This is a genomic window from Mesorhizobium sp., from assembly GCF_004962245.1.
GTDB lineage: Bacteria > Pseudomonadota > Alphaproteobacteria > Rhizobiales > Rhizobiaceae > Mesorhizobium.
In genome coordinates, this window is record NZ_SUHQ01000004.1 from 217,839 (window position 1) to 237,458 (window position 19,620).

Here is a 19,620-nt window from a genome sequence, read left to right on the forward strand (position 1 = left end):
GTACATTAGCACCCGGCTGGCCAAGTCCCAGCGAAGCCGGCGCTCTCCTGCGCTATCGCGTTCGGGCTTGCCGAAAGCGGCAGGCGGATTTGCGAACAATCGTGCCTTCTCTGAAGCTGTGGGCCGTCGTCATAGGCCAACCTCCGTTGACAACCGGCGCAAAGCCTCCCGATCTGCTCTTGCGACATTGTCGGCCGCCCCTGATGCGATATCGTATTGTCGGGGGGTTCGAATCGCTGGAGCGCTACCGCTTTTCCCCACACTCCGAAGGCTTGCGGTACTTTCTTCGCTGCTGCGCGTGAACGGACCTACTACCGTGCTGCAAAGGCCTGCGGCGATCGAGGATCGTCGTGACCATCCACACACCGCGGTCCTCATTCAGTGGCTGTCGTTGCCTGTCGTCTCCTGTTTGCAGAGATCATACTCTCGACAGAATGAACGGAATCATTCCGCCCGCGGTCAGCGTATCGGCCTCCAGATCGGTCTCGACGGCTGCCGTGCCCTCCAACCGCGCAGGCCCACCCTTTGATCGACGAACCTCTATCTCGACTGTGCAGCGTGGTGTGACAATCTCGGCGTCGATAATGATGTGATCGTTTGCCCTTAGTCCTAGGAGCGACTGGGCGTCAGCCGCCGAAACGTTGATGGGAAGAATGCCCATGCCGATCAAATTGGATCGGTGGATACGCTCGAAGCTCTTGGCGATCACAGCGCGGACTCCAAGCATTGCGACTCCCTTCGCGGCCCAGTCTCGCGAGGAGCCGGCGCCGTATCGCTCCCCTGCGATGATGACGGTGTTGGTTCCCTCCGCTCGATAGCGCTCGGCAATCTCCCACAGCGGGCCGATATCGCCGCTCGGCCCGTGCATCGTGTGGCCTGGATCGCCGTCAGGCAGCAGCAGGTTTGCCGCAGCTCTGTTGTCGAAGAGGCCACGGACCATCACTTCCCAATTTCCCCGCCTGGCGGCGAACACATTCAGGCTGGATGGACTTTCGCCTCGCTCGACCAGATGCCGGCCGGCGTAGCTTGTCGCCGATATCTGCCCGGCCGGCGAGATATGATCTGTCGTGATGTCGTTGCCAAGGACAAGCAGCGGCGCAGCAGTATATTTTCCAAGTCGGCTTGGCTGTGCCGCAGCCGCGAACGGCGGCCGCCGAATGTAGGTCGATGTATCCGACCAGGGAAAGCGCGCGCCTTGCGGATATTCCAACGACTGCCAGTCCGGGTTCTCAGCCGCCTTGCGGAACGCTTCGGGATAGTCTGGGCCGGTAACGTTCGCTGCCATATACCTCTCGACGTCGGCTTGCTCTGGCCAAAGGTCCACGAGATAGATTTCGTTGCCATCGGCGTCTGTTCCGATGGGGTCAGCCGTGATGTCGCGCAAGACGTCCCCCGCCAGAGCGAATGCGACGGTCATCGGCGGCGAAGCCAGGAACCCATTTTGCAGCGACGGATGCACCCTCCCAGGAAAGTTGCGGTTTCCGGACAAGACCGCAACGGCCGTGACCCCACCGTCGATCGCGTCTTGCATTTCCATCGGGAGCGGACCCGAATTGCCGATGCAGGTCGTGCAGCCAAAGCCGACAATACTGAAGCCGACGGCCTCAAGATCCGCAAGCAGACCTGATCGTTGCAGGTAGCGAACTGCCGTCGGCGAGCCTGGAGCAAGCGACGTCTTAATCCAATGCGGCGGTTTCAATCCAAGCTGGCGAGCCTTGCGCGCCAGCAACCCGGCTGCAATGAGCAGAGCCGGATCCGAAGTGTTGGTGCAACTCGTTATTGCGGCGATCGCGACAGCGCCATCGGGGATCGAGCCGAATCCAGCCCGTCGATCCAATTGCTTTCCGATGCAACGTTCGAGGGCAACCTGCACGTCTCCCGGTCGGATACGATCCTGTGGCCGGCGTGGTCCAGCCAAGCTGGGGCGAAGCTCGCCTAGATCGATCGTGATCTCGTCGGTGTATCGAGGACTCGCATCGGGGTCGAACCAAAGGCCCTGTGCCTTCGCGACATGCTCGACGCGAGCCGCGACTTCATCGCTTCTTCCCGTCGCGCGAAGATAGGCAACGGTATTCACATCGACCGGGAAGAAGCCGGTGGTGGCCCCATACTCAGGGGCCATATTCGCCACTACGGCTCGGTCGCCTGCCGAAAGCGTCGACACGCCTGGACCGAAGAACTCCACAAATTTCCCGGAGACGCCAAAGGACCGCAGTTGCTCGGTCACGGCGAGAGCGAGGTCGGTCGAGAGCGCGCCGCGCTGCAGTCGCCCAAGGAGGCGCACACCGACGACCTCGGGCATGTTCAGCATGACGGGCATCCCGAACATGACGCTCTCGGCCTCCAGTCCGCCGACGCCCCAGGCCAGTACGCCGATGCCGTTGATCATCGGCGTGTGGCTATCTGTCCCGATGAGCGTGTCAGGCACGGCCCACTCGACGCCGTTGCCCCGCTCGGTCGCGATGACGGTGGCCAATTGCTCGAGGTTGATTGTGTGCATGATGCCGGTGCCGGGCGGATGAACCGTGAGGCCGGGAAGGGCTGTGGTCGCCCATTTCATCAGTCGGTAGCGTTCGGCATTACGCTCCAGTTCCTTTGCCAGGTTGAATCGGAGCGCATCGACGACACCGAAGCGATCCACGCCGATGCTGTGATCGACCGACACATCAACCGGAATTTTCGGGGAAAGGAGGGTGGGATCGCCGCCTGCCTCAGCGATTGCGTCGCGCATCGCCGCAATGTCGACCAGAGCGGGTACGCAAGTGGTATCGTGCATCAGCAGCCGACCGGGACGGAACGGAATCTCCGCCTGGCTTCGTCCGCCCTGAAGCCACTGGCGAAAGATCTGCAGCAGCCGCTCGGAGTCGTTGGTCTGGTGTCTGAGGTTGTTCTCGAGCAGAATCCGTAGAACGAAGGGCAGCCGGTCGAATGCGGAACCGAGCGCTTTGCGCATATCAATGGCAGTCAGATGCCGGCCTCGGCTTTCAACCTGCATTGTGACCATTGCCAGCTCTCACTTGTCGTATTGGATTTTATCGCTTAAAAATCCAAAATGACGTTGATGTCAAGCGAGGCATTCATGAGCAGCGACTGGTCCCCCGCGAAATACCTGCAATTCGGTGATCATAGGACTCGCCCTGCAATCGACCTTCTTGCCGCAGTACGCAATGGCGACGCGGAGCTCGTCACCGACATCGGCTGTGGACCAGGCAACTCGACTGAGCTGCTGCTGGCCCGCTACCGATGATAGAAGCTGCGCGCGCCCGCCTGCCGACTGTCGAGTTCGCAGTGGAAGGAATTGCGGACTGGCGCCCCACCATCCGCAGGACGTGATTTTTGCGAACGCCGTGCTGCAATGGCTTCCGGAGCACGCAACACTGCTGCCGAGGCTCGTCAACCTATTGAAAAGCGGCGGAACTCTGGCGGTCCAGATGCCTGACAACCTGGACGAGCCCACCCATCGTGGCATGCGCGAGGTCGCACGTGATCCGCGGTGGGCTGACCGGCTGGCAGAAGCGGATGCCGAACGAACGTCGATCGAGAGTCCTCTGAGTTACTTCGACATGCTTCGGCCCTGTGCCGGCGGGTGGAAGTATGGCGCACGATCTATCACCATCCTCTGAAAGGACTGGACGGCATCATCGAATGGTTCAGCAGCACGGGCCTGCGTCCATACCTCTCGCGTCTTAATACGTCCGAGAAGGACGCTTACCTTGATGCTTATCGAGAGACGCTCGCGCGCCACTACACGGTTCTGGAAGACCGAACGACGTTGCTGCCCTTTCCACGTCTCTTCATCGTGGTTACCCGACAATAGATTGGCTTTTTGACTGGAGCTCGTGCAAACTGGCGCAATCGCTGTAATCGCCTGAGTGTAAATCGGCGGCAAACAGAACCTGGAGCTCCTATGCCTGCAAGCGCCCTGGCACGGAACATCGCCAGTCAGATCTCGCTCCTAGTAACCACTGGCGACCTGTCCGCCGGCGATCACCTGCGCACACAGCATCTCGCCGACAAGTTCGGTGTCTCGCGCTCGCCAGTGCGCGAGGCCATGCAAATTCTGGCTGAGCAGGGGCTGCTTGAGCAGAAGGAGAATCGGGGCTTCTTCGTCAAGGACGTTCCGGAGTCCAAAGTCGTTGAGCCGATCGGCGATGAGGCGAGACCGTTCGAGGTGGAGAACGATTATCAGCGCCTTGCCGAAGATTGGCTTATGGACCGCATTCCGGCCGAGGTCACCGAAGGCATGCTGCGGGATCGCTATAAAGTCACCAAGGCGCAACTGAGCGACATGCTCATGCGGGCGGTGCGCGAGGGCTGGGCGGAGCGCAAGCAGGGCTATGGCTGGCGTTTCCTGCCAGTTGCAAAAACGCCTGAGGCGTTCGAACAGATATACCGGTTCCGGATGCTGATCGAGCCGGCCGCCATGCTGGAGCCGAGCTTCAAGCTCGACCGAAAGATCTTGCAGGAGCAGCGGCGGATACAGGAGCGGATGCTGGAGACTGATATCGTCCGGCTTCCTGCCGAACGCTTGCTCCATAACGGCTCTCTCTTCCATGAGGAGCTGATGAAAATGTCGAACAATCCTTTCTTCCACCTGTCTCTGGTGCGCGTCAATCAGATGCGCCGGCTGCTCGAATACCGTTCCCGCATCGATCGCAGCCGTCTGTTCACCCAGTGCGAGGAGCACCTCGCCATCGTCGATCTGCTCGATCGCAGCGAAATCCTCGAAGCGTCCTACGCCATGCGCAAGCACCTCTCCGGAGCGCTGGCGCGCAAGTCGCCCATCGCCTGGTCCTGGTCGCAGCATGCGCACGAAAAAGTCGGGGTCACCTAATTTTTCGATTGCATTTTCCTCTGTAAAAAGCCAATACGTCGCCACAAGAGCATTTGGCGGTCGGTCCCGCCGCGCCTTAGGGAGACGTTCGATGAAGATCATGGTCACGCCGTGCGACGGCATCGGCCCCGAGATCACCGCCGCAACGATGGAGGTGGTCGAAGTTGCCAACAAGGTGTTCGATCTCGGGCTGCAGTACGACTACGAGGACACGGGCTTCACCAGCCTGGAGAAATACGGAACTACCTTGCGCGAAGAGACAATCGAGCGCGCGCGCACCTACGACGGCATCATCCTTGGGCCGCAGTCTCATATGGACTATCCGGCTCGAGACAAGGGCGGCGTGAATGTCTCCGCAGGCTTCCGGGTCAAACTTGATCTTTATGCGAACGTCCGCCCAGCGCGCGTGCGGCCATTCCTCGACAGCACTGCAAAGAAGATGGACATCGTCATCATGCGCGAAGCGACGGAGGGGTTTTATCCCGACCGCAATATGTTCGCCGGCAGTGGCGAATTCATGCCGACGCCGGACGTTGCTCTTTCCATGCGCAAGATCACGGCCCACGCCTGCGAGCGGATCGCGCGCGCGGCTTTCGAGTTGGCGATGAAGCGCGGCAAGCGCGTCACGGCCGTGCACAAGGCGAACAACTTCATTCTCACCGACGGCCTATTCCTCACGCAGGTCCGCAAGGTGGCGGCCGAATTTCCCGAGGTAAGGCTCAATGATTTCATCATCGATGCCATGGCGGCGCATCTCGTGCGCGATCCGTCGCGCTTCGACGTGATCGTCACCACCAACTTCTATGCGGACATCCTTTCGGATCTCGCAAGCGAGCTTTCGGGCAGCCTCGGGCTCGCCGGATCAATCAACGCGAATGCCGAGACGGGCCTCGTCTGCGCCCAGGCCCAGCATGGCTCGGCGCCGGACATCCAGAACCAGAACATCGCTAACCCGACCTCACTCATCCTTTCGGCGGCGATGATGCTTTCTTGGCTCGGGGAGAGGCGCGGTCTCGCAACCTTCAAGGCGGCAGGCGCGGAGATCGAGCGAGCAGTTGACGAAGTGCTGGCCAATCCGGCGACCCGGACGCGCGACCTCGGCGGCCAGGCCAACACGGACACGTTCGGTCATGCCGTGGCGCAAGCGATCAGGGCTGAACCTGTTCGGGCGGCAGCGCGCGCATAGATCGTCGCGTATTTGCATTTTGAGATTGATAAAACCAAAATGAAGTGCAATCGTCTGGCGTCTGTGACGTCGCCAGACGTCACGCCCGGAGGAGCAATGAACGGGCGCAACCAAGGGAGAACTGAAATGAAGCATACCCCTGTCAGAGGACTTTTGGGCTGTTCGGCGCTCGTTTGCGCCGTGCTGGCAATGTCGCCGACCTATGCGCAGGATGCAGCCCTGATCGATGCCGCCAAGAAGGAAGGCACTGTCACGATCTATACGTCGACCGACGCCGAGCAGTCACAGGCCCTGATCGATGCCTTCACCGCCAAGTACGGCATCAAGGTCGCCTACAATGACGTCGGCACGAATGGCGCCTACAATCAGGTGATCTCGGAAGCGGCTGCCAGCCAAGTCACCGCGGACGTCGTCTGGAGTTCCGCGATGGACCTTCAAATGACCTTGGTGAAGGACGGCTATGCCGAGCCCTACAAGAGCGCCGAAGCCGGCAGTATTCCATCGTGGGCGAATTACCAGGATACGCTTTATGCGACCACGATCGAGCCGATCGGCATGATCTACAACACCGGCGCGCTCGAAGAAGACCGCATCCCGAAGACGCGTGCCGACCTGATCAAGTTCCTCAAGGACAACCAGGCCGAATTGAAGGGGAAGGTAGCCACCTTCGACCCCGAGAAGAGCGGCACCGGCTTCCTGCATCACACCAACGATGCACGCCAGACGACCGACTTCTGGGACCTCGCGAAGGCGCTCGGCGCCGACGGTGTGAAGACCTATTCGAGTTCCGGATCGATGAAGGAGACCGTTGTCTCCGGCGAGAATGTGTTGGCCATCAACATCATCGGCTCCTACGCCCTGGACTGGGTCAAGGAGACCCCAAACCTCGGCGTGACTTTCGGCACTGACTACACCCCGGCGTTTTCCCGTCTCGCTCTGATTAGCAAGGGCGCGCCTCATCCGAACGCCGCGAAGCTGTTCGTCGACTTCACTCTGTCCAAGGAAGGGCAGGAGGCTCTGGCATCAGGAGGTCTGCCCTCGGTCCGCGAGGACGTAACCAGCGGGCTTAACATCAAGACCCTCAATGAAAAGGTCGGCGGTGGGTTGAAGCCGATCGCTGTCGATGAGGGCCTGCTTGAATACATGGATCCCGCCAAGCGGGTCCAGTTCTTCAACGACTGGAAGGCTGCGATCGCTGGCTGATCGACTGCATGGGGCCGCGGCGCTCCGCGTCGCGGCCCTCTTATTTTCCGGGAGGACTATGATGGCGACCAGTCCCAATAGCGCTGCGATGAGCGCAGATGCAGCCGTGCTGCAAAGATATGTTCCGTCGCACACGGCGCGGCCCGCAGGTGACGCCCAGCTTTTCCGGCGCATCGCCATCGGCATCCTAACCATCATGGTGCTGGCTCCGGTTGGGTTGATCGTCTACCAGAGCTTCCTCAGCGCGCCGTTCTTCAGCCCCCGCGCTGAACTCAGCCTCGACGCCTATCGCTACGTCATCAACGACCCCACTTTCTATAAAGCGCTCGGCACGACGACGCTGTTCGCATTCGGGATGGTCGCGGTTGCAGTGCCGCTCGGTGGCCTGCTTTCCTTCCTGATCACGCGCACCGACATCCGTTTCAAGCGCCTGCTTGAGGTGCTGGTGCTGGTGCCGATGTTCATCTCGTCGATCGTTCTTGCTTTCGGCTACACGGTCTCCGTGGGCCCCACCGGCTTTATGTCGCTCGCGGTCCGTGACCTCATCGGCTTCGTTCCGTGGAACATCTACAGCCTGGCGGGCATGATCGTGATAGCCGGTCTCAGCCACGTGCCGCACGTCTATCTCTACGTGTCGTCGGCCATGAGAAACCTGCCATCCGACCTGGAGGAGGCGGCGCGCACTGCGGGAGCAAGTGTCTGGCGTGTATCGCTCGATGTCACACTTCCGATGGTGTTGCCCTCGCTGGTTTTCGCGGCCTCGCTCAACATCCTACTCGGTTTCGAGACTTTCGGCATACCGCTGGTACTCGGTGATCCCAACGGAATCATGGTGCTGACGACATACATCTACAAGCTCACTACGCTCTTCGGTACGCCGACCTATCAATTAATGGCCGTCGTGGCGATGGTGCTGGTGCTCATCACCTTGCCGCTGGTCTGGATGCAGCGCCGCCTGCTCAGGAATGCACGCCGCTACGCAGCGCTGGGCGGTAAGGGCTCGCGAGTTTCCAGCCTGAAGCTCGGCGCCAGCGGCCAAGTCATTGCGCTCTCAGTTATCGGGCTGTGGCTCTTTGTCTCTGTCGTTCTGCCGATCGGCGGCATCACCGTTCGGGCATTCGTCGATGCCTGGGGCGAGGGCGTGAACCTCCTGGAGCGCTTCACCTTCTCGAACTTTGACCGCATGCTGGAAGTCCCCAGCCTTGTCCGCGGCATGATCAATACGGTCATTCTTTCGGTCGTGGGCGGTGCAATCGCAGTCGTCATCTATCTGGTGATTGGACTGGCGGGCCACCGCAATCGTGGCTTCTCCAACACCGTGCTGGACTACATCGTCCTGCTGCCGCGTGCCCTTCCCGGGCTTGTCGTCGGACTGGCGTTCTTCTGGGTCTTTCTGTTTGTGCCGTTCCTCACGCCGCTGCGTCCGACCCTCGTCAGCCTGTTCGTGGCCTATGTCGTCGTCGGGCTCTCCTACGGTCTGCGACTGCTTCAGGGCACCCTGATTCAGGTCTCTCCGGAACTGGAGGAATCAGCCAGGACGACAGGCGCAACGATCGGCCGCACTTGGTGGGACGTGGTCATCCCGATCGTGCGGCCGGGCCTCGCCGGAGCGTGGGCGCTCATTATGATCATCTTCCTGCGCGAGTATGCGACCGGCGTCTATTTGATGGGCGCGGGCACGGAAGTCATCGGCTCGCTTATGGTTTCACTGCTCACAACCGGCGCGATGAACACCATCGCGGCACTCGCCCTGATCAGCATCATCCTCACAGGTGCAGGCCTTGCGCTCGCCCTTCGACTGGGAGCACGCATCCATGACTGAGCTTATCGTCAACAACGTCCAGAAGTGGCTGGGCGGACTGCAGATACTCAAGGGAGCCTCCTTCACGGCCGAGCGCGGCTCGATCGTCGCCTTGCTAGGCGCATCCGGTAGCGGCAAGACGACGCTGCTTCGCTGCGTCGCCGGGCTGGAACAGCCGGAGGTCGGGCGGATTGTCATCGGCGACAAGACCGTGCTCGACGGCGAACGTAAGATCGGGCTCCCGCCAGAGCAGCGCAATATCGGCCTTGTGTTCCAGTCCTATGCACTCTGGCCTCATCGCAATGTCCGCGACAATGTCGGCTACGGGCTCAAGCTGCGCGGCGTGCCGCAGGTAGAGATCGCGTCGCGCGTCCAGGCTATCCTCGACCGTCTGGGCCTTGGCCATCTCGCCGAGCGATTTCCTTCGCAGCTCTCCGGCGGACAGCAGCAGCGCGTCGCGATCTGCCGGGCGCTCGTCTACGAGCCTCGAGTTCTTCTGCTCGACGAGCCTCTTTCCAACCTGGACGCCAAGCTCCGGGAAGAAGCGCGCTACTGGATCCGCAAGCTGATCCTCGACCTCGAGATATGCGCGATTCTGGTCACCCATGACCAGAGCGAGGCCTTGGCGGCGGCGGACAACATACTGCTTCTGCAGGACGGCCGCATCGTGCAGCAGGGCACGCCGCAGGACATCTATTCCAATCCGAACAGCTTCTATTCCGCCGATTTCCTCGGCGCCAACAACATCGTGAAAGGCAAGATCCAGAAGCGGTCTGGCCAATCGGCCGTGATCGGAGGCGACGGCTGGTCACTCAACGGCATGGTGCGGGAGACCGGTGGGCTTGGAGACGCCGACGACGCCCGCGCGGTCATCCGTGTCGAGCAGATCAGCGTGAGCGACAGCCCAGCAACTGACGGCATCGAGATGCATCTCGATGACAGCATCTATCTCGGCGACAAGTGGGAATACCGATTGCGTCGCGGCGATTTCGTCGCGAAAGCCCACGGTGCCCGCCAGATGCCATCAGGCAACGTCTGGGCGCGCATTCCTCCGGAGAGTGTCTGGGTTTTCGCTGCGGCGCCCCGAACGTAACCTCCACATCGAAGGCTGCTCTCCTCCCGGGAGGCCATCGATCGCTTCATCGGACTCGGACAATGCCAGCGACACCTCGAATAGCACTGATTCACGCCACGCCTATCTCGATGGAACCGATCCGTGCGGCATTCGACGCCACATGGCCGGATGCCGAAAGGGTCAACATCCTGGAAGACAGCCTCTCGCTGGACCGGGCGAAGGCGGAGAAGCTGACCGACGAGATGGTCGGGCGCATCGTGGCCTTGGCCAGATATGCCAGATCGATCGGGAGCGACGCCGTACTGTTCACTTGCTCGGCGTTTGGACACGCCATCGAACAAGCCGCCGCGCAGCTTGATGTTCCAGTCCTGAAGCCAAACGAGGCGATGTTCGAGGCGGCTATTCGTACCGGCGGCCGGACGGCGATGCTTTACACATTCCCGCCGTCGAGGGAGGGGATGGAACACGAGTTTCGCGAGGAAGCCGAGCGCCTTGACCCGGCCGCCACGATCACCAGCTTCTTTGTGCCCGGCGCTATCGAGGCCGTACGCGCTGGTGACGTCGAGACCCACAACCGGCTCATCGCGGCAGAAGCCGAGAAGCTGAATGATTTTGACGCTATCACCCTGGCTCACTTCTCTATGGCCCGCGCGCGGGAAGCGGTCGAGGCCGTGACCAACATTCCTGTCAGGACTAGTCCGGAAGCGGCAGTAGCCAAGCTGCGCGGACTGTTCGGAGCGAATGACCGCATTCGATGAAACTCCCAACAGAGAGGAAGTCTTCATGAAGCCTCATGCCATGACACGTCGCCAGCTTGCCGCTTCAGTAGCCGGATTTGCGGCTTCAGCGATGCTTGGCGTGGGTAAAACAAAGGCGGACGACGAGGTTCCCTTCTCTGCCGGCACTGAAAAACCGAAGTTCCGGGCTCCCGAGCACACCTGCGACTGTCATTTTCACATCTATAACAGCAAGTTCCCGGCGGCACCCAACGCTAGCCTCGTTCCGCCGGATGCCAGCCTTGCGGATTACAAGCGTCTGCGGGAGCGCCTCGGCTTCGAACGCAGTGTGATTGTTCAGCCGTCGACCTACGGCACTGACAATTCCTGCCTGCTCGAAGCTCTGGCAGAGCTTGGCGGCAGCGCGCGCGGCGTCGCAGTCGTCGATACGTCTGTCACCGATGCGGAGCTCAAGCGGCTCGATGGCCTCGGCGTGAGGGGTATCCGCTTTAATCTTGGCAGGGCGGGCGCCACCAGCGTCGACATGATCGCGCCTCTATCGAAGCGCGTGGCCGATCTCGGCTGGCATATACAGGTACATATGAAGGGCGATGACATAGCCAAGAACGCGGATCTTCTCGGCAGCCTGCCTGTGATTGTCGTGTTCGATCATCTGGGACGCATACCGCAGCCCGACGCGCTCGATCATCCCGCATTCAAAGTCGTCCGTGATCTACTCGCCACTGGCAAGGCCTATGCGAAAATCTCGAGTCTTTATCAGGATACGCTCGACGGTCCGCCATATGCGGATGTCGGCGCGGTTGCCAAGGCGGATCTGTTGGCCGCGCCGGATCAGTTGATCTGGGGCTCGGACTGGCCGCACCCGTCCCCGGGAAAGCACGGAAAGCCGGACGACGCACAACTTATGGATCTGGCTGCTGCTTGGGCGGGCGACGAACCCACAATCCGAAAGGTCTTCGTCGAAAACCCGACAAAGCTCTACGGCTTCTGAACCGCCTTTGAACAGGAATCGAGAAGGTAGCGATGCTGGTCGGAGTCATTGCGGACGATTTTACGGGTGCCAGCGACATCGCCAACACATTGGCCAAGGGCTTGCCCACGCAGGGGGGCCTGAGGACGGCACAGTTCCTTGGCGTTCCCGCAGCCGACGCGCCGGCTGGTATCGAGGCTGGCGTTGTCGCCCTGAAGAGCCGGTCGATTCCTGCGACCGACGCAATCGATCAATCGTTGGCCGCACTTCGCTGGTTGCTCGGTCAGGGCTGCGAGCAGATCGTCTTCAAATATTGCTCGACCTTTGACTCGACGGCGGAAGGCAATATCGGGCCGGTTGCGGAAGCACTGGCCGTGCATCTCGGCGTGCGTGGTGTCGTCGTCTGCCCGGCTTTCCCAGCCGCGGGACGCACGGTCTATCACGGTCACCTCTTTGTTCACGATCGGCTGCTGAACGAGTCCGGCCTGGAGAATCACCCGCTTAATCCGATGACCGATCCCGATATCCGCCGGTGGCTTCGTCGCCAGGCCAAGGAGCCCGTGGGTTTCGTCGCCTGGGAGACGGTTCGGGACGGACCGGGCCCTACCGAACACGCTCTGAAGCAGGCTGCGGCGACGGGCAAGCGCCTTGTCATCGTCGATGCGGTCACCGACGACGATCTCGTGGCGATCGGTCGCGCCTGCGCCGGGGTAAAGCTTGTCACCGGCGGTTCAGGAATCGCTCTGGGACTTCCCGGCAACTTCATCGACGCTGGCAAGGTCGCGGGTACGTCCGCAATACAAGTCTCTGTGGATGGCCCCGAGGCAATTCTTGCTGGCAGTTGCTCTGGCGCGACCCGTGGCCAGGTGGACCATCACAGGGAACGGCATCCGACACTTGCGATAGATGTTGATGCCGTCATGCGCGGCGAGACGACGGCCGAAGACCTCGTGTCCTTTGTGCGTGGCAATGAAGGCAAGGCGCCGCTGATCTATTCATCCGCCTCGCCTGACGAGGTAGCGCGGCTGCAGGGCATCCACGGACGCGAGCATGTTGCCCAGACGCTCGATGCGCTTTTCGCCGACACGGCACGCAAACTAGTTTCCGGCGGAGTTCGGAGGCTTGTCGTTGCCGGGGGTGAAACATCCGGAGCGGTTGTCTCGGCGCTCGATCTCGGCGCGTTGGCCATAGGTGCAGAAATCGATCCCGGCGTGCCGGTTCTCGTCGCGGAAGGCAAAGGTCCGATCGCGCTGGCCCTGAAATCGGGGAACTTTGGCTCGCGCGATTTTTTCGACAAGGCGCTCGAAAGGCTGGCGGGGCGATGAGTGACGAAGCACGTGTTCGCGACGACATTGCGCGGCTGTCGAAGTCTCTCTATGACCGCGGATTCTCCGTCGGGTCGGCCGGCAACATAAGCGCCGCCGTCGAGGACGGCTTCCTGATGACGCCGACCAACTCGTGTCTTGGCTTTCTCGACCCCGGGAGCATTTCCAAGCTCGACCGCGATTGGCGGCACGTGTCTGGCGACAAGCCTTCGAAGGAGGTTTTCCTCCACCGCGCCTTTTACGAGACGAAGCTTGGGACCGGCGCGGTCGTTCACCTGCATTCTACATTTGCAACCGCGCTGTCGTGTCTGGCAGACATCGATCCGGAAGACTGTACTCCGTCGCTCACGCCCTATGTCGTCATGCGGGTCGGGGCGGTCAGGTTGGTGCCTTATGTGCGTCCCGGCGACGAGCGGGCCGGCGACATGATCCGCGAGCTGAGCGGGAAATACGCGGCCGTACTGCTCGCCAATCACGGTCCGGTGGTGACGGGAAGGGACATCGCATCCGCCGTTTATGCTGCAGAGGAACTGGAGGAAACCGCGAAGCTGCTGGTTCTCCTGCGCGGCGCGCCCACGCGCATGCTGACCGCCGAGCAGGTAGACGAGTTGAAAGCCGTCTTCGGCGGCTATTGAAACAGGAGAGCATGGCCTTGAAGACAGCCGATCTTGTTGACGCGCATGGGGAAGCTGTCCGCTTCTGCGAGTTGCCGTTCACAAAGCTGGGGCGGCGGAGGTCGTTCCACGGGCCGATCGCGACAGTGAGGTGCTTCGAAGACAATGCCCTGCTGAAGGCTGAGCTTCAGAAGCCGGGCGAAGGGAGAGTAATGGTCGTCGACGGCGGCGGCTCGACCCGTTGCGCCCTGCTCGGCGATCAGATCGCCATGATCCTGCGGGACAATGGCTGGGCGGGGATCGTGATCAACGGCTCGGTGCGCGACAGCACGGAAATCGACAACATGGACGTCGCTGTGTTCTGCCTCGGCGTCTCGCCCAAGAAGTCGTCCAAGGATGGCGCCGGGAAAGCGGGTACGGTCGTCCATTTCGGAGGTGTGGAGTTCCGGCCTGGCGCATTCGCCTACGCCGACAGGGATGGACTGTTGGTATCCGACGAAAACGTCCTCGCGTAGTTCATGCGATCATTGGCTAGGTAGCGCCGTAGGTGGGACAGAAACATCGAAAAACATTGGAACAGATTTTAATGCCGCGTGGTCCCACCGATCCCTAACTGTTTGATTTTGCTTGTTTCCCAAACATCCTCCGGGCCCACCATTATCGTTATTTATCAATGGTTTATTGACCAGTTCGCCAATAGGTTCGCCAAGCTGTGGTTTGCGCGTCATCCCTAGAGAACGGGAGCCGCTCCGAACGCCGAGGAGGGGCGTTGCCCCTGCCGAAGAAATCGCGCGTTTGGGTTTCGGCGCGCGCCGATCCTTCTTAGCGATCCCCGAGACGTTCATGGCTTCAGCAAGGAAAGCGCAGGCATCAGCATCGCCACGAGCCTCCTTCGTTTCGAAGGCAAGGCGAAACATGGCAGTCGAAAGTGGCGGCTGGCTGCGTGAAAGGAAATACAGTCGGCTTGCATTGGGGATCATGCCAAAGCGACGCAGCATTGCGACCATATTCTCGGCCATGTCGACGACAAGCTGCTCGCGAGGCGTGCCGCTCAAACCAACGGCCGTGAAATAGCTGTCCCAGTAAAACATCTCCTGAAAAATCGGGTCCTCGGCCGGCGCCATGTAAGGTCGGGGGAGCCCGATCAGCGTGCCTTCGTCAACGGACACGTTACGGACAATCCGTGGCCAATAGGCCTCGATGTAGTCAAGAATTTCCATGCTGCTGCTCTCTTTCATTCTGGAGCGGCGAGATTGCGTCCGCTCACTCCGCGGTCCATCCGCCGTCGACAACCAGTGAGGTTCCTGTGACCAGTGCCGAGGCATCGGAGGCCAGATAAACTGCCGCGCCCATCAGATCCTCCACACGCCCCAGCCGGCCAAGTCTGATCTTCGCGAGGACGGATTGCGCAAAGACCGGATCCTTCAGAAATGGTTGCGTCATTGGCGTCTCGACAAACGTGGGCGCGATCGTGTTGACGCGGATGCCCATCGGGCCGAGTTCCACTGCCATCGCCTTCGTCAGACCCTCGACTGCATGTTTTGAGGCGCAATAGAGTGTCCGGTTTGCCGCGCCGACATGGCCCATCTGCGAAGACATGAAAATGATTGATCCCCGGATCGCGTCCTCGGCCATGCGCTTCGCAATAGCCTGGGAGACGAAGAACGAGGCCTTCAGATTGAGATCGAGTACCGCGTGGTAGTCGTCCTCCGTCACCTCAGCGATCGGTTTGGGCCGGTTGGTGCCGGCATTGCTGACAAGAATGTGGAAGGCGGGCTGGGCCGCCAGGATTTTGCACACCCCGGCGACGTCGGTCACGTCAAGGGTCAGTGGGGAGGCCCGGCCGCCGCGAGCCCTGATAGCGGTCGCAACGGTCTCCACCTCCGTGGTGGTGCGGGCGGCAAGAATAACGTCGGAACCTGCCTCCGCGAGAGCAGAAGCCAGTGCCGCCCCAATTCCCCGCCCGGCGCCAGTCACCAGCGCCCGCCGTCCGTCAAGACGGAATGACGGTGTTGCCGGCAAGCGTATGGGCGCGGCGTCAACCATCATTCGGCGGCTTGCGCGTAAGGCACGTTTCTGCCGCCGTAACGCCGCACGCGGATGTTGGCCTGCTCGGCATGGCCGAAGAAACCCTCGAGCACGCATAGTCGCGAGCAGTATTCGCCGATCATGGCCGAGGCTTCATCGGTCAGGACGCGCTGGTAGGTGCATGTCTTCATGAATTTGCCGACCCATAAACCGCCGGTGAACCGGGCATTGCCGAGCGTCGGCAAAGTGTGGTTGGTGCCGATGACCTTGTCGCCGTAGGCAACATTGGTTCGCGGTCCCAGGAAGAGGGCGCCATAGTTCGTCATGTTGGCGAGGAAGTACTCGGGATCGCGGGTCATGACCTGGACGTGTTCGGACGCAATCCGGTCGGCTTCCGCCACCATCTCCTCCTCGTTGTCGCAGACGATGACCTGACCGTAGTCGGCCCAGGCCTGGCGGGCGATCGTCGCGGTTGGGAGGATTTCGAGGAGCCGCTCGACCTCGGTGACAGTGTCTCGAGCCAGACGTTCGGAACTGGTGAGCAGGATCGCCGGCGAATTAGGGCCGTGCTCGGCCTGACCAAGAAGGTCCGTGGCACAGAGCTCCGCATCAACCGTCTCATCGGCAATAACCAATGTCTCTGTCGGCCCGGCGAGCAAATCGATGCCGACGCGTCCGAACAGTTGGCGCTTTGCTTCGGCCACATACGCATTGCCCGGCCCGACCAGGAAGTCGACCGGATCAATCGTGTCCGTGCCGATCGCCATCGCGCCGATCGCCTGAATGCCACCGATCACGTAGATTTCGTCGGCGCCGGCAAGGGCCATTGCGGCGATCACCGCAGGAGCGGGTTTGCCATGGAAGGGCGGGGTCATGGCCACGACGCGCTTCACGCCCGCGACCTTCGCTGTGATGACACTCATATGCGCAGAGGCCACCAGCGGGTACTTGCCGCCGGGCACATAGCAGCCGACCGAACTCATCGGAATGTTCTTGTGTCCCAGCACTACACCAGGAAGGGTCTCGACCTCGACGTCACGAAGCGCATCTTTCTGGATCTGCGCGAAGCGCCGGATCTGTGCTTGTGCGAAGCGGATGTCATCGAGGTCGCGGGGTGCCACGGCGGCGATGCATCCGTCGATCTCAGCCTGTGACAGGCGGAAACTCTCGGGTGCCCATTTGTCGAACGTTTCTGAATAGTGGCGCACTGCTTCGTCGCCGCGTTGCTCGACGGCCGCCAGTACGGATTCTACCGCCGCTTTGACAGAGGCATGGTCATTGACTTTCTGAACCGATGAACGGCCTTCCTTCAGGACACGGATCATTGCAGCACCTCGTTTCAGAAGCCGACGGAGCGGAGATAGGCGAGACTGGCCCGCGCATCGTCCGCGGGATTGAGCGAAATGGTCGGATCAATGTCCTGTTCCACTGTCGCGGCCCCGTCATAACCGGTTTCCCGCAATGCGGTTGCCAGTCCGGCCCAGTCGACAACGCCCTTGCCCAGCGGGCAGAAAATCTTCTGCTCGATAGCGGTGAGAAACGGAATCTGATCTGCAAGTACGCGTTTGTGGACAACCGGATCGATATCCTTGAAGTGGAAGTAGCGTACGCGATGCGCATGCCGGCGGTAGAAGGCGACAGGATCGATGCCCGCATATGCCATGTGGCCGGTATCAATGCAGATACCGACCCGGCTCGGGTCCAGCCGGTCCAGGACGATCTCGATTTCGTCCTCGAATTCGATGTAGCAGCCAGCATGCTGGTGGATGACAGGCATGACCCCGTGTGCGAGCGCGAGGTCGGCGATGCTATCGATCAGCCCGACAAGATGGTCGAGGCGCTGCGCACCGATTGGCTGAGCGAGGTCACGTCGCCCGGCCGTATTCATCCTTTCCGGCGAAATGTGGTCGATAGTGACAAGGTACTTTCCGCCGGCCGCCGCAAGCAGCCGCACCGTGCGCTCTGCAACGTCGAGCACTGTTTCAGCCTTCTCCGGGCTATGCAGATCCTGAAACACGAATCCGGCCATCACCGTAAGGCCGCGGCGATCAAACTCGGGCCGCAGAACCGCAGGATCCGTCGGATAGTAGCCGTAGGGACCGAGTTCGGTGTAACCGTAACCGGCCGCGCCGATCTCATCCATCACACGCGGCCATGCCGGGTTTTTGGGATCATCGGCGTAGTCGACCCCCCAGGACACGGGCGCATTGGCAAGTTTGACGAGCATCTGGATATCCTTTGGCTATGCATCCTGCGTCGCCCCGATCGCGGACGAGCGATCCCCCGCATAAATCACATTTTGCATAGCAATGCAATCCGTTCTCTTCGCTTGCCGACGGAGTTCCTTGGATGCGCTCGCTCCCAAGCGAGTTCTGATACATTATCTGGTGGGCATCGCTGAGACGAATAAGTGCAATGAAAACAATTATTTGTATTGAAGCTGGTTGACGCTTGGCGGCCCGCGTCTCTGCCCGGTGATTAAGGCATCAGGCCAGAGCGCTGGCGATTGGCTCTATGCGTTCGGCCATGCAGGAGCGCAATCGGGTACTTTATTCCGAAAAGGCGCACCCAAGAGCCGACAGAAATTCAGCGATTGGGTCCATCAGGGAAGATCTGCGGCGATATATCGTTTTTTTACAATGCGTTGGGAGGAAAATTGCGGCTGCTCAGCATAGCAATGCAAGATTCTTGTTGCATTGCTATGCAAATTGGCGTTTGGTGATGGCAGCCCGTCCGTGGCGGGTGGTTTTCATGACCAGGGAGGAAGCCATGCTAAAGAATCTGATGAGAAAGCTTGCACTCGGCTTAGGCGTACTGTCGCTGTCGGGATCTGCCTCGTTCGCCGGAGACCTTGGGAACGTCTATGTCGGCGTCGGGAGCGCGTCCAGCGAGTACTGGGCAGCATTTATCGAGGGGGCAAAGGCTGTCGCCGGATCGAAGGGCAAGGACGTCAATGTTATCGTCAGCGACTTCAACGGGCAGAAACTGCTGGAGCAGTTCGGGGCCGTGTTCGCGACCGGCTGCGAGGGGTGCGCGATCGCCGTCGACCCCGCGTCCAACGCCTTCACCAAAGCGATTGTGGAGCGGGCGCGAGACGCCGGCGCCAAGATCGTCAATCTCTGGAATCGCCCCGACGAGATTCATCCGTGGGATACGGCGCCGGACGCCTGGGTCGCCAACATCTCGTTCGACGGCGTCGATTCCGGCTATCGGAACGGCATGGAACTGTGCAAGGCGCTCAACGGGAGGGGCAACATCGCTGCCCTTCAGGGCATACCGGACAATCCGCCGGCCAAGCAGAGGCTCGCCGGGCTCGAAAAGGCGGTTGCCGAATGCCCGGGGCTGAAACTCGTCGATGTCCAGGTCGGAAACTGGGATCAGACCCAGGGCCAAAGCATCACGCGAGCCTGGCTTACCAAATACGGCAGCGACCTCAAGGGTATCTTCTCTGCCAATGACGGCATGGCTCTCGGCGCAGTAGCGGCGCTACGGGAACAGGGCCTTGCCGGCAAGGTTCTCGTCACGGGTTCCGACGGTTCAAGCGATGTCATGCAGCTTATCAAGTCGGGTGACATGCTCTCGACGATGTACATAGATGGCTATGTCCAGGGCGCAACGGCCACAGCACTGGCCGTTGGCGTGATCACCGGCGACATCGACCTTGCCAAACTGAAAGAAGAGCAACGCGATTTCTACCTGTCCCAGACCCTGGTCAACAAAGACAATGTCGAGGCGATCCTCAACGGCAAGCACGTTGCAGCCGACTATAGCTACGACAAGGTGAAGGCCAATTTCTGGGCGGCCTCGGTCGGTCAGATCCCCGCCGGTGCCAACAAGTAAGCTGGAA

General features: G+C 60.8%; 16 protein-coding genes and 1 pseudogene. 12 read left to right on the top strand and 5 right to left on the bottom strand.

Annotation, left to right across the window (positions count from 1 at the left end; all coding sequences use genetic code 11):
* Window positions 1-418: 418 nt before the first annotated feature.
* Window positions 419-3,004, bottom strand: a complete 2,586-nt coding sequence (gene acnA / locus E5X88_RS06335) for an aconitate hydratase AcnA (RefSeq protein WP_292159344.1) — start codon at window positions 3,002-3,004, stop codon at window positions 419-421.
* Between the two features lie 75 nt (window positions 3,005-3,079).
* Here acnA and tam point away from each other — a divergent pair.
* The 11 genes and pseudogenes from tam to rraA all read left to right on the top strand — a co-directional run bounded on the left by tam (window position 3,080) and on the right by rraA (window position 14,260).
* Window positions 3,080-3,817 (top strand): annotated as a pseudogene (tam, locus tag E5X88_RS06340) (trans-aconitate 2-methyltransferase).
* A 90-nt stretch (window positions 3,818-3,907) separates the two neighbouring features.
* A complete protein-coding gene (locus E5X88_RS06345) occupies window positions 3,908-4,834 on the top strand; it encodes a GntR family transcriptional regulator (RefSeq protein WP_292159347.1) in 927 nt (308 codons plus the stop codon).
* 91 nt (window positions 4,835-4,925) lie between these two features.
* Window positions 4,926-6,020 (top strand): isocitrate/isopropylmalate dehydrogenase family protein, encoded by a 1,095-nt coding sequence (locus E5X88_RS06350; protein ID WP_292159349.1) that lies wholly within the window; start codon window positions 4,926-4,928, stop codon window positions 6,018-6,020.
* A gap of 126 nt (window positions 6,021-6,146) precedes the next feature.
* Window positions 6,147-7,223 carry an ABC transporter substrate-binding protein gene (locus tag E5X88_RS06355; protein ID WP_292159351.1) on the top strand — a complete coding sequence of 359 codons (1,077 nt, stop codon included), beginning with the start codon at window positions 6,147-6,149 and terminating at the stop codon, window positions 7,221-7,223.
* Between the two features lie 88 nt (window positions 7,224-7,311).
* Window positions 7,312-9,045: an iron ABC transporter permease gene (locus E5X88_RS06360; RefSeq protein ID WP_292159486.1), complete on the top strand. Its 1,734-nt coding sequence runs from the start codon at window positions 7,312-7,314 to the stop codon at window positions 9,043-9,045.
* Window positions 9,038-10,117, top strand: a complete 1,080-nt coding sequence (locus tag E5X88_RS06365) for an ABC transporter ATP-binding protein (protein WP_292159353.1) — start codon at window positions 9,038-9,040, stop codon at window positions 10,115-10,117. The genes E5X88_RS06360 and E5X88_RS06365 overlap by 8 nt, the downstream gene beginning before the upstream one ends.
* Window positions 10,118-10,179: 62 nt before the next feature.
* Window positions 10,180-10,857 carry an arylsulfatase gene (locus E5X88_RS06370; RefSeq protein ID WP_292159355.1) on the top strand — a complete coding sequence of 226 codons (678 nt, stop codon included), beginning with the start codon at window positions 10,180-10,182 and terminating at the stop codon, window positions 10,855-10,857.
* Window positions 10,841-11,827 carry an amidohydrolase family protein gene (locus E5X88_RS06375; RefSeq protein ID WP_292159357.1) on the top strand — a complete coding sequence of 329 codons (987 nt, stop codon included), beginning with the start codon at window positions 10,841-10,843 and terminating at the stop codon, window positions 11,825-11,827. The genes E5X88_RS06370 and E5X88_RS06375 overlap by 17 nt, the downstream gene beginning before the upstream one ends.
* A 32-nt stretch (window positions 11,828-11,859) precedes the next feature.
* A complete protein-coding gene (gene otnK / locus E5X88_RS06380) occupies window positions 11,860-13,131 on the top strand; it encodes a 3-oxo-tetronate kinase (protein WP_292159359.1) in 1,272 nt (423 codons plus the stop codon).
* The gene (otnC, locus tag E5X88_RS06385; RefSeq protein WP_292159361.1) at window positions 13,128-13,766 is read left to right on the top strand and encodes a 3-oxo-tetronate 4-phosphate decarboxylase; all 639 of its coding nucleotides are present in this window, start codon (window positions 13,128-13,130) and stop codon (window positions 13,764-13,766) included. Before otnK ends, otnC begins: the two co-directional genes overlap by 4 nt.
* An 11-nt stretch (window positions 13,767-13,777) precedes the next feature.
* On the top strand, window positions 13,778-14,260 hold the full coding sequence (rraA, locus tag E5X88_RS06390) for a ribonuclease E activity regulator RraA (RefSeq protein ID WP_292159365.1): 483 nt from the start codon (window positions 13,778-13,780) through the stop codon (window positions 14,258-14,260).
* Window positions 14,261-14,269: 9 nt separating this feature from the next.
* Here rraA and E5X88_RS06395 read toward each other — a convergent pair whose 3' ends face one another.
* Genes E5X88_RS06395 through E5X88_RS06410 form a run of 4 tightly spaced genes read right to left on the bottom strand, consistent with a single transcriptional unit; the run spans window position 14,270 to window position 18,000 of the window.
* A complete protein-coding gene (locus E5X88_RS06395; protein WP_292159367.1) occupies window positions 14,270-14,965 on the bottom strand; it encodes a trehalase family glycosidase in 696 nt (231 codons plus the stop codon).
* 43 nt (window positions 14,966-15,008) lie between these two features.
* On the bottom strand, window positions 15,009-15,794 hold the full coding sequence (locus E5X88_RS06400; RefSeq protein ID WP_292159370.1) for an SDR family oxidoreductase: 786 nt from the start codon (window positions 15,792-15,794) through the stop codon (window positions 15,009-15,011).
* Entirely contained in the window at window positions 15,791-17,098 is a 1,308-nt protein-coding gene (hisD, locus tag E5X88_RS06405) for a histidinol dehydrogenase (protein WP_292159372.1), read from the bottom strand. The genes E5X88_RS06400 and hisD overlap by 4 nt, the downstream gene beginning before the upstream one ends.
* Window positions 17,099-17,112: 14 nt before the next feature.
* Window positions 17,113-18,000, bottom strand: coding sequence for a TIM barrel protein (locus tag E5X88_RS06410; protein WP_292159374.1), 888 nt, complete (start codon window positions 17,998-18,000; stop codon window positions 17,113-17,115).
* A 542-nt stretch (window positions 18,001-18,542) separates the two neighbouring features.
* On the opposite strand from E5X88_RS06410, the gene E5X88_RS06415 reads away from it, so the two are divergent.
* Window positions 18,543-19,613: a sugar ABC transporter substrate-binding protein gene (locus tag E5X88_RS06415; RefSeq protein WP_292159376.1), complete on the top strand. Its 1,071-nt coding sequence runs from the start codon at window positions 18,543-18,545 to the stop codon at window positions 19,611-19,613.
* The last annotated feature ends 7 nt before the right edge of the window (window positions 19,614-19,620 follow it).

What these genes read in the sequence shown, in the direction of transcription:
- acnA (WP_292159344.1), bottom strand. Translation starts at nt 3,004, where the DNA reads ATGGTCACAATGCAGGTTGAAAGCCGAGGCCGGCATCTGACTGCCATT.
- E5X88_RS06345 (WP_292159347.1), top strand. Translation starts at nt 3,908, where the DNA reads ATGCCTGCAAGCGCCCTGGCACGGAACATCGCCAGTCAGATCTCGCTC.
- E5X88_RS06350 (WP_292159349.1), top strand. Translation starts at nt 4,926, where the DNA reads ATGAAGATCATGGTCACGCCGTGCGACGGCATCGGCCCCGAGATCACC.
- E5X88_RS06355 (WP_292159351.1), top strand. Translation starts at nt 6,147, where the DNA reads ATGAAGCATACCCCTGTCAGAGGACTTTTGGGCTGTTCGGCGCTCGTT.
- E5X88_RS06360 (WP_292159486.1), top strand. Translation starts at nt 7,312, where the DNA reads ATGAGCGCAGATGCAGCCGTGCTGCAAAGATATGTTCCGTCGCACACG.
- E5X88_RS06365 (WP_292159353.1), top strand. Translation starts at nt 9,038, where the DNA reads ATGACTGAGCTTATCGTCAACAACGTCCAGAAGTGGCTGGGCGGACTG.
- E5X88_RS06370 (WP_292159355.1), top strand. Translation starts at nt 10,180, where the DNA reads ATGCCAGCGACACCTCGAATAGCACTGATTCACGCCACGCCTATCTCG.
- E5X88_RS06375 (WP_292159357.1), top strand. Translation starts at nt 10,841, where the DNA reads ATGACCGCATTCGATGAAACTCCCAACAGAGAGGAAGTCTTCATGAAG.
- otnK (WP_292159359.1), top strand. Translation starts at nt 11,860, where the DNA reads ATGCTGGTCGGAGTCATTGCGGACGATTTTACGGGTGCCAGCGACATC.
- otnC (WP_292159361.1), top strand. Translation starts at nt 13,128, where the DNA reads ATGAGTGACGAAGCACGTGTTCGCGACGACATTGCGCGGCTGTCGAAG.
- rraA (WP_292159365.1), top strand. Translation starts at nt 13,778, where the DNA reads ATGGCCTTGAAGACAGCCGATCTTGTTGACGCGCATGGGGAAGCTGTC.
- E5X88_RS06395 (WP_292159367.1), bottom strand. Translation starts at nt 14,965, where the DNA reads ATGGAAATTCTTGACTACATCGAGGCCTATTGGCCACGGATTGTCCGT.
- E5X88_RS06400 (WP_292159370.1), bottom strand. Translation starts at nt 15,794, where the DNA reads ATGATGGTTGACGCCGCGCCCATACGCTTGCCGGCAACACCGTCATTC.
- hisD (WP_292159372.1), bottom strand. Translation starts at nt 17,098, where the DNA reads ATGATCCGTGTCCTGAAGGAAGGCCGTTCATCGGTTCAGAAAGTCAAT.
- E5X88_RS06410 (WP_292159374.1), bottom strand. Translation starts at nt 18,000, where the DNA reads ATGCTCGTCAAACTTGCCAATGCGCCCGTGTCCTGGGGGGTCGACTAC.
- E5X88_RS06415 (WP_292159376.1), top strand. Translation starts at nt 18,543, where the DNA reads ATGCTAAAGAATCTGATGAGAAAGCTTGCACTCGGCTTAGGCGTACTG.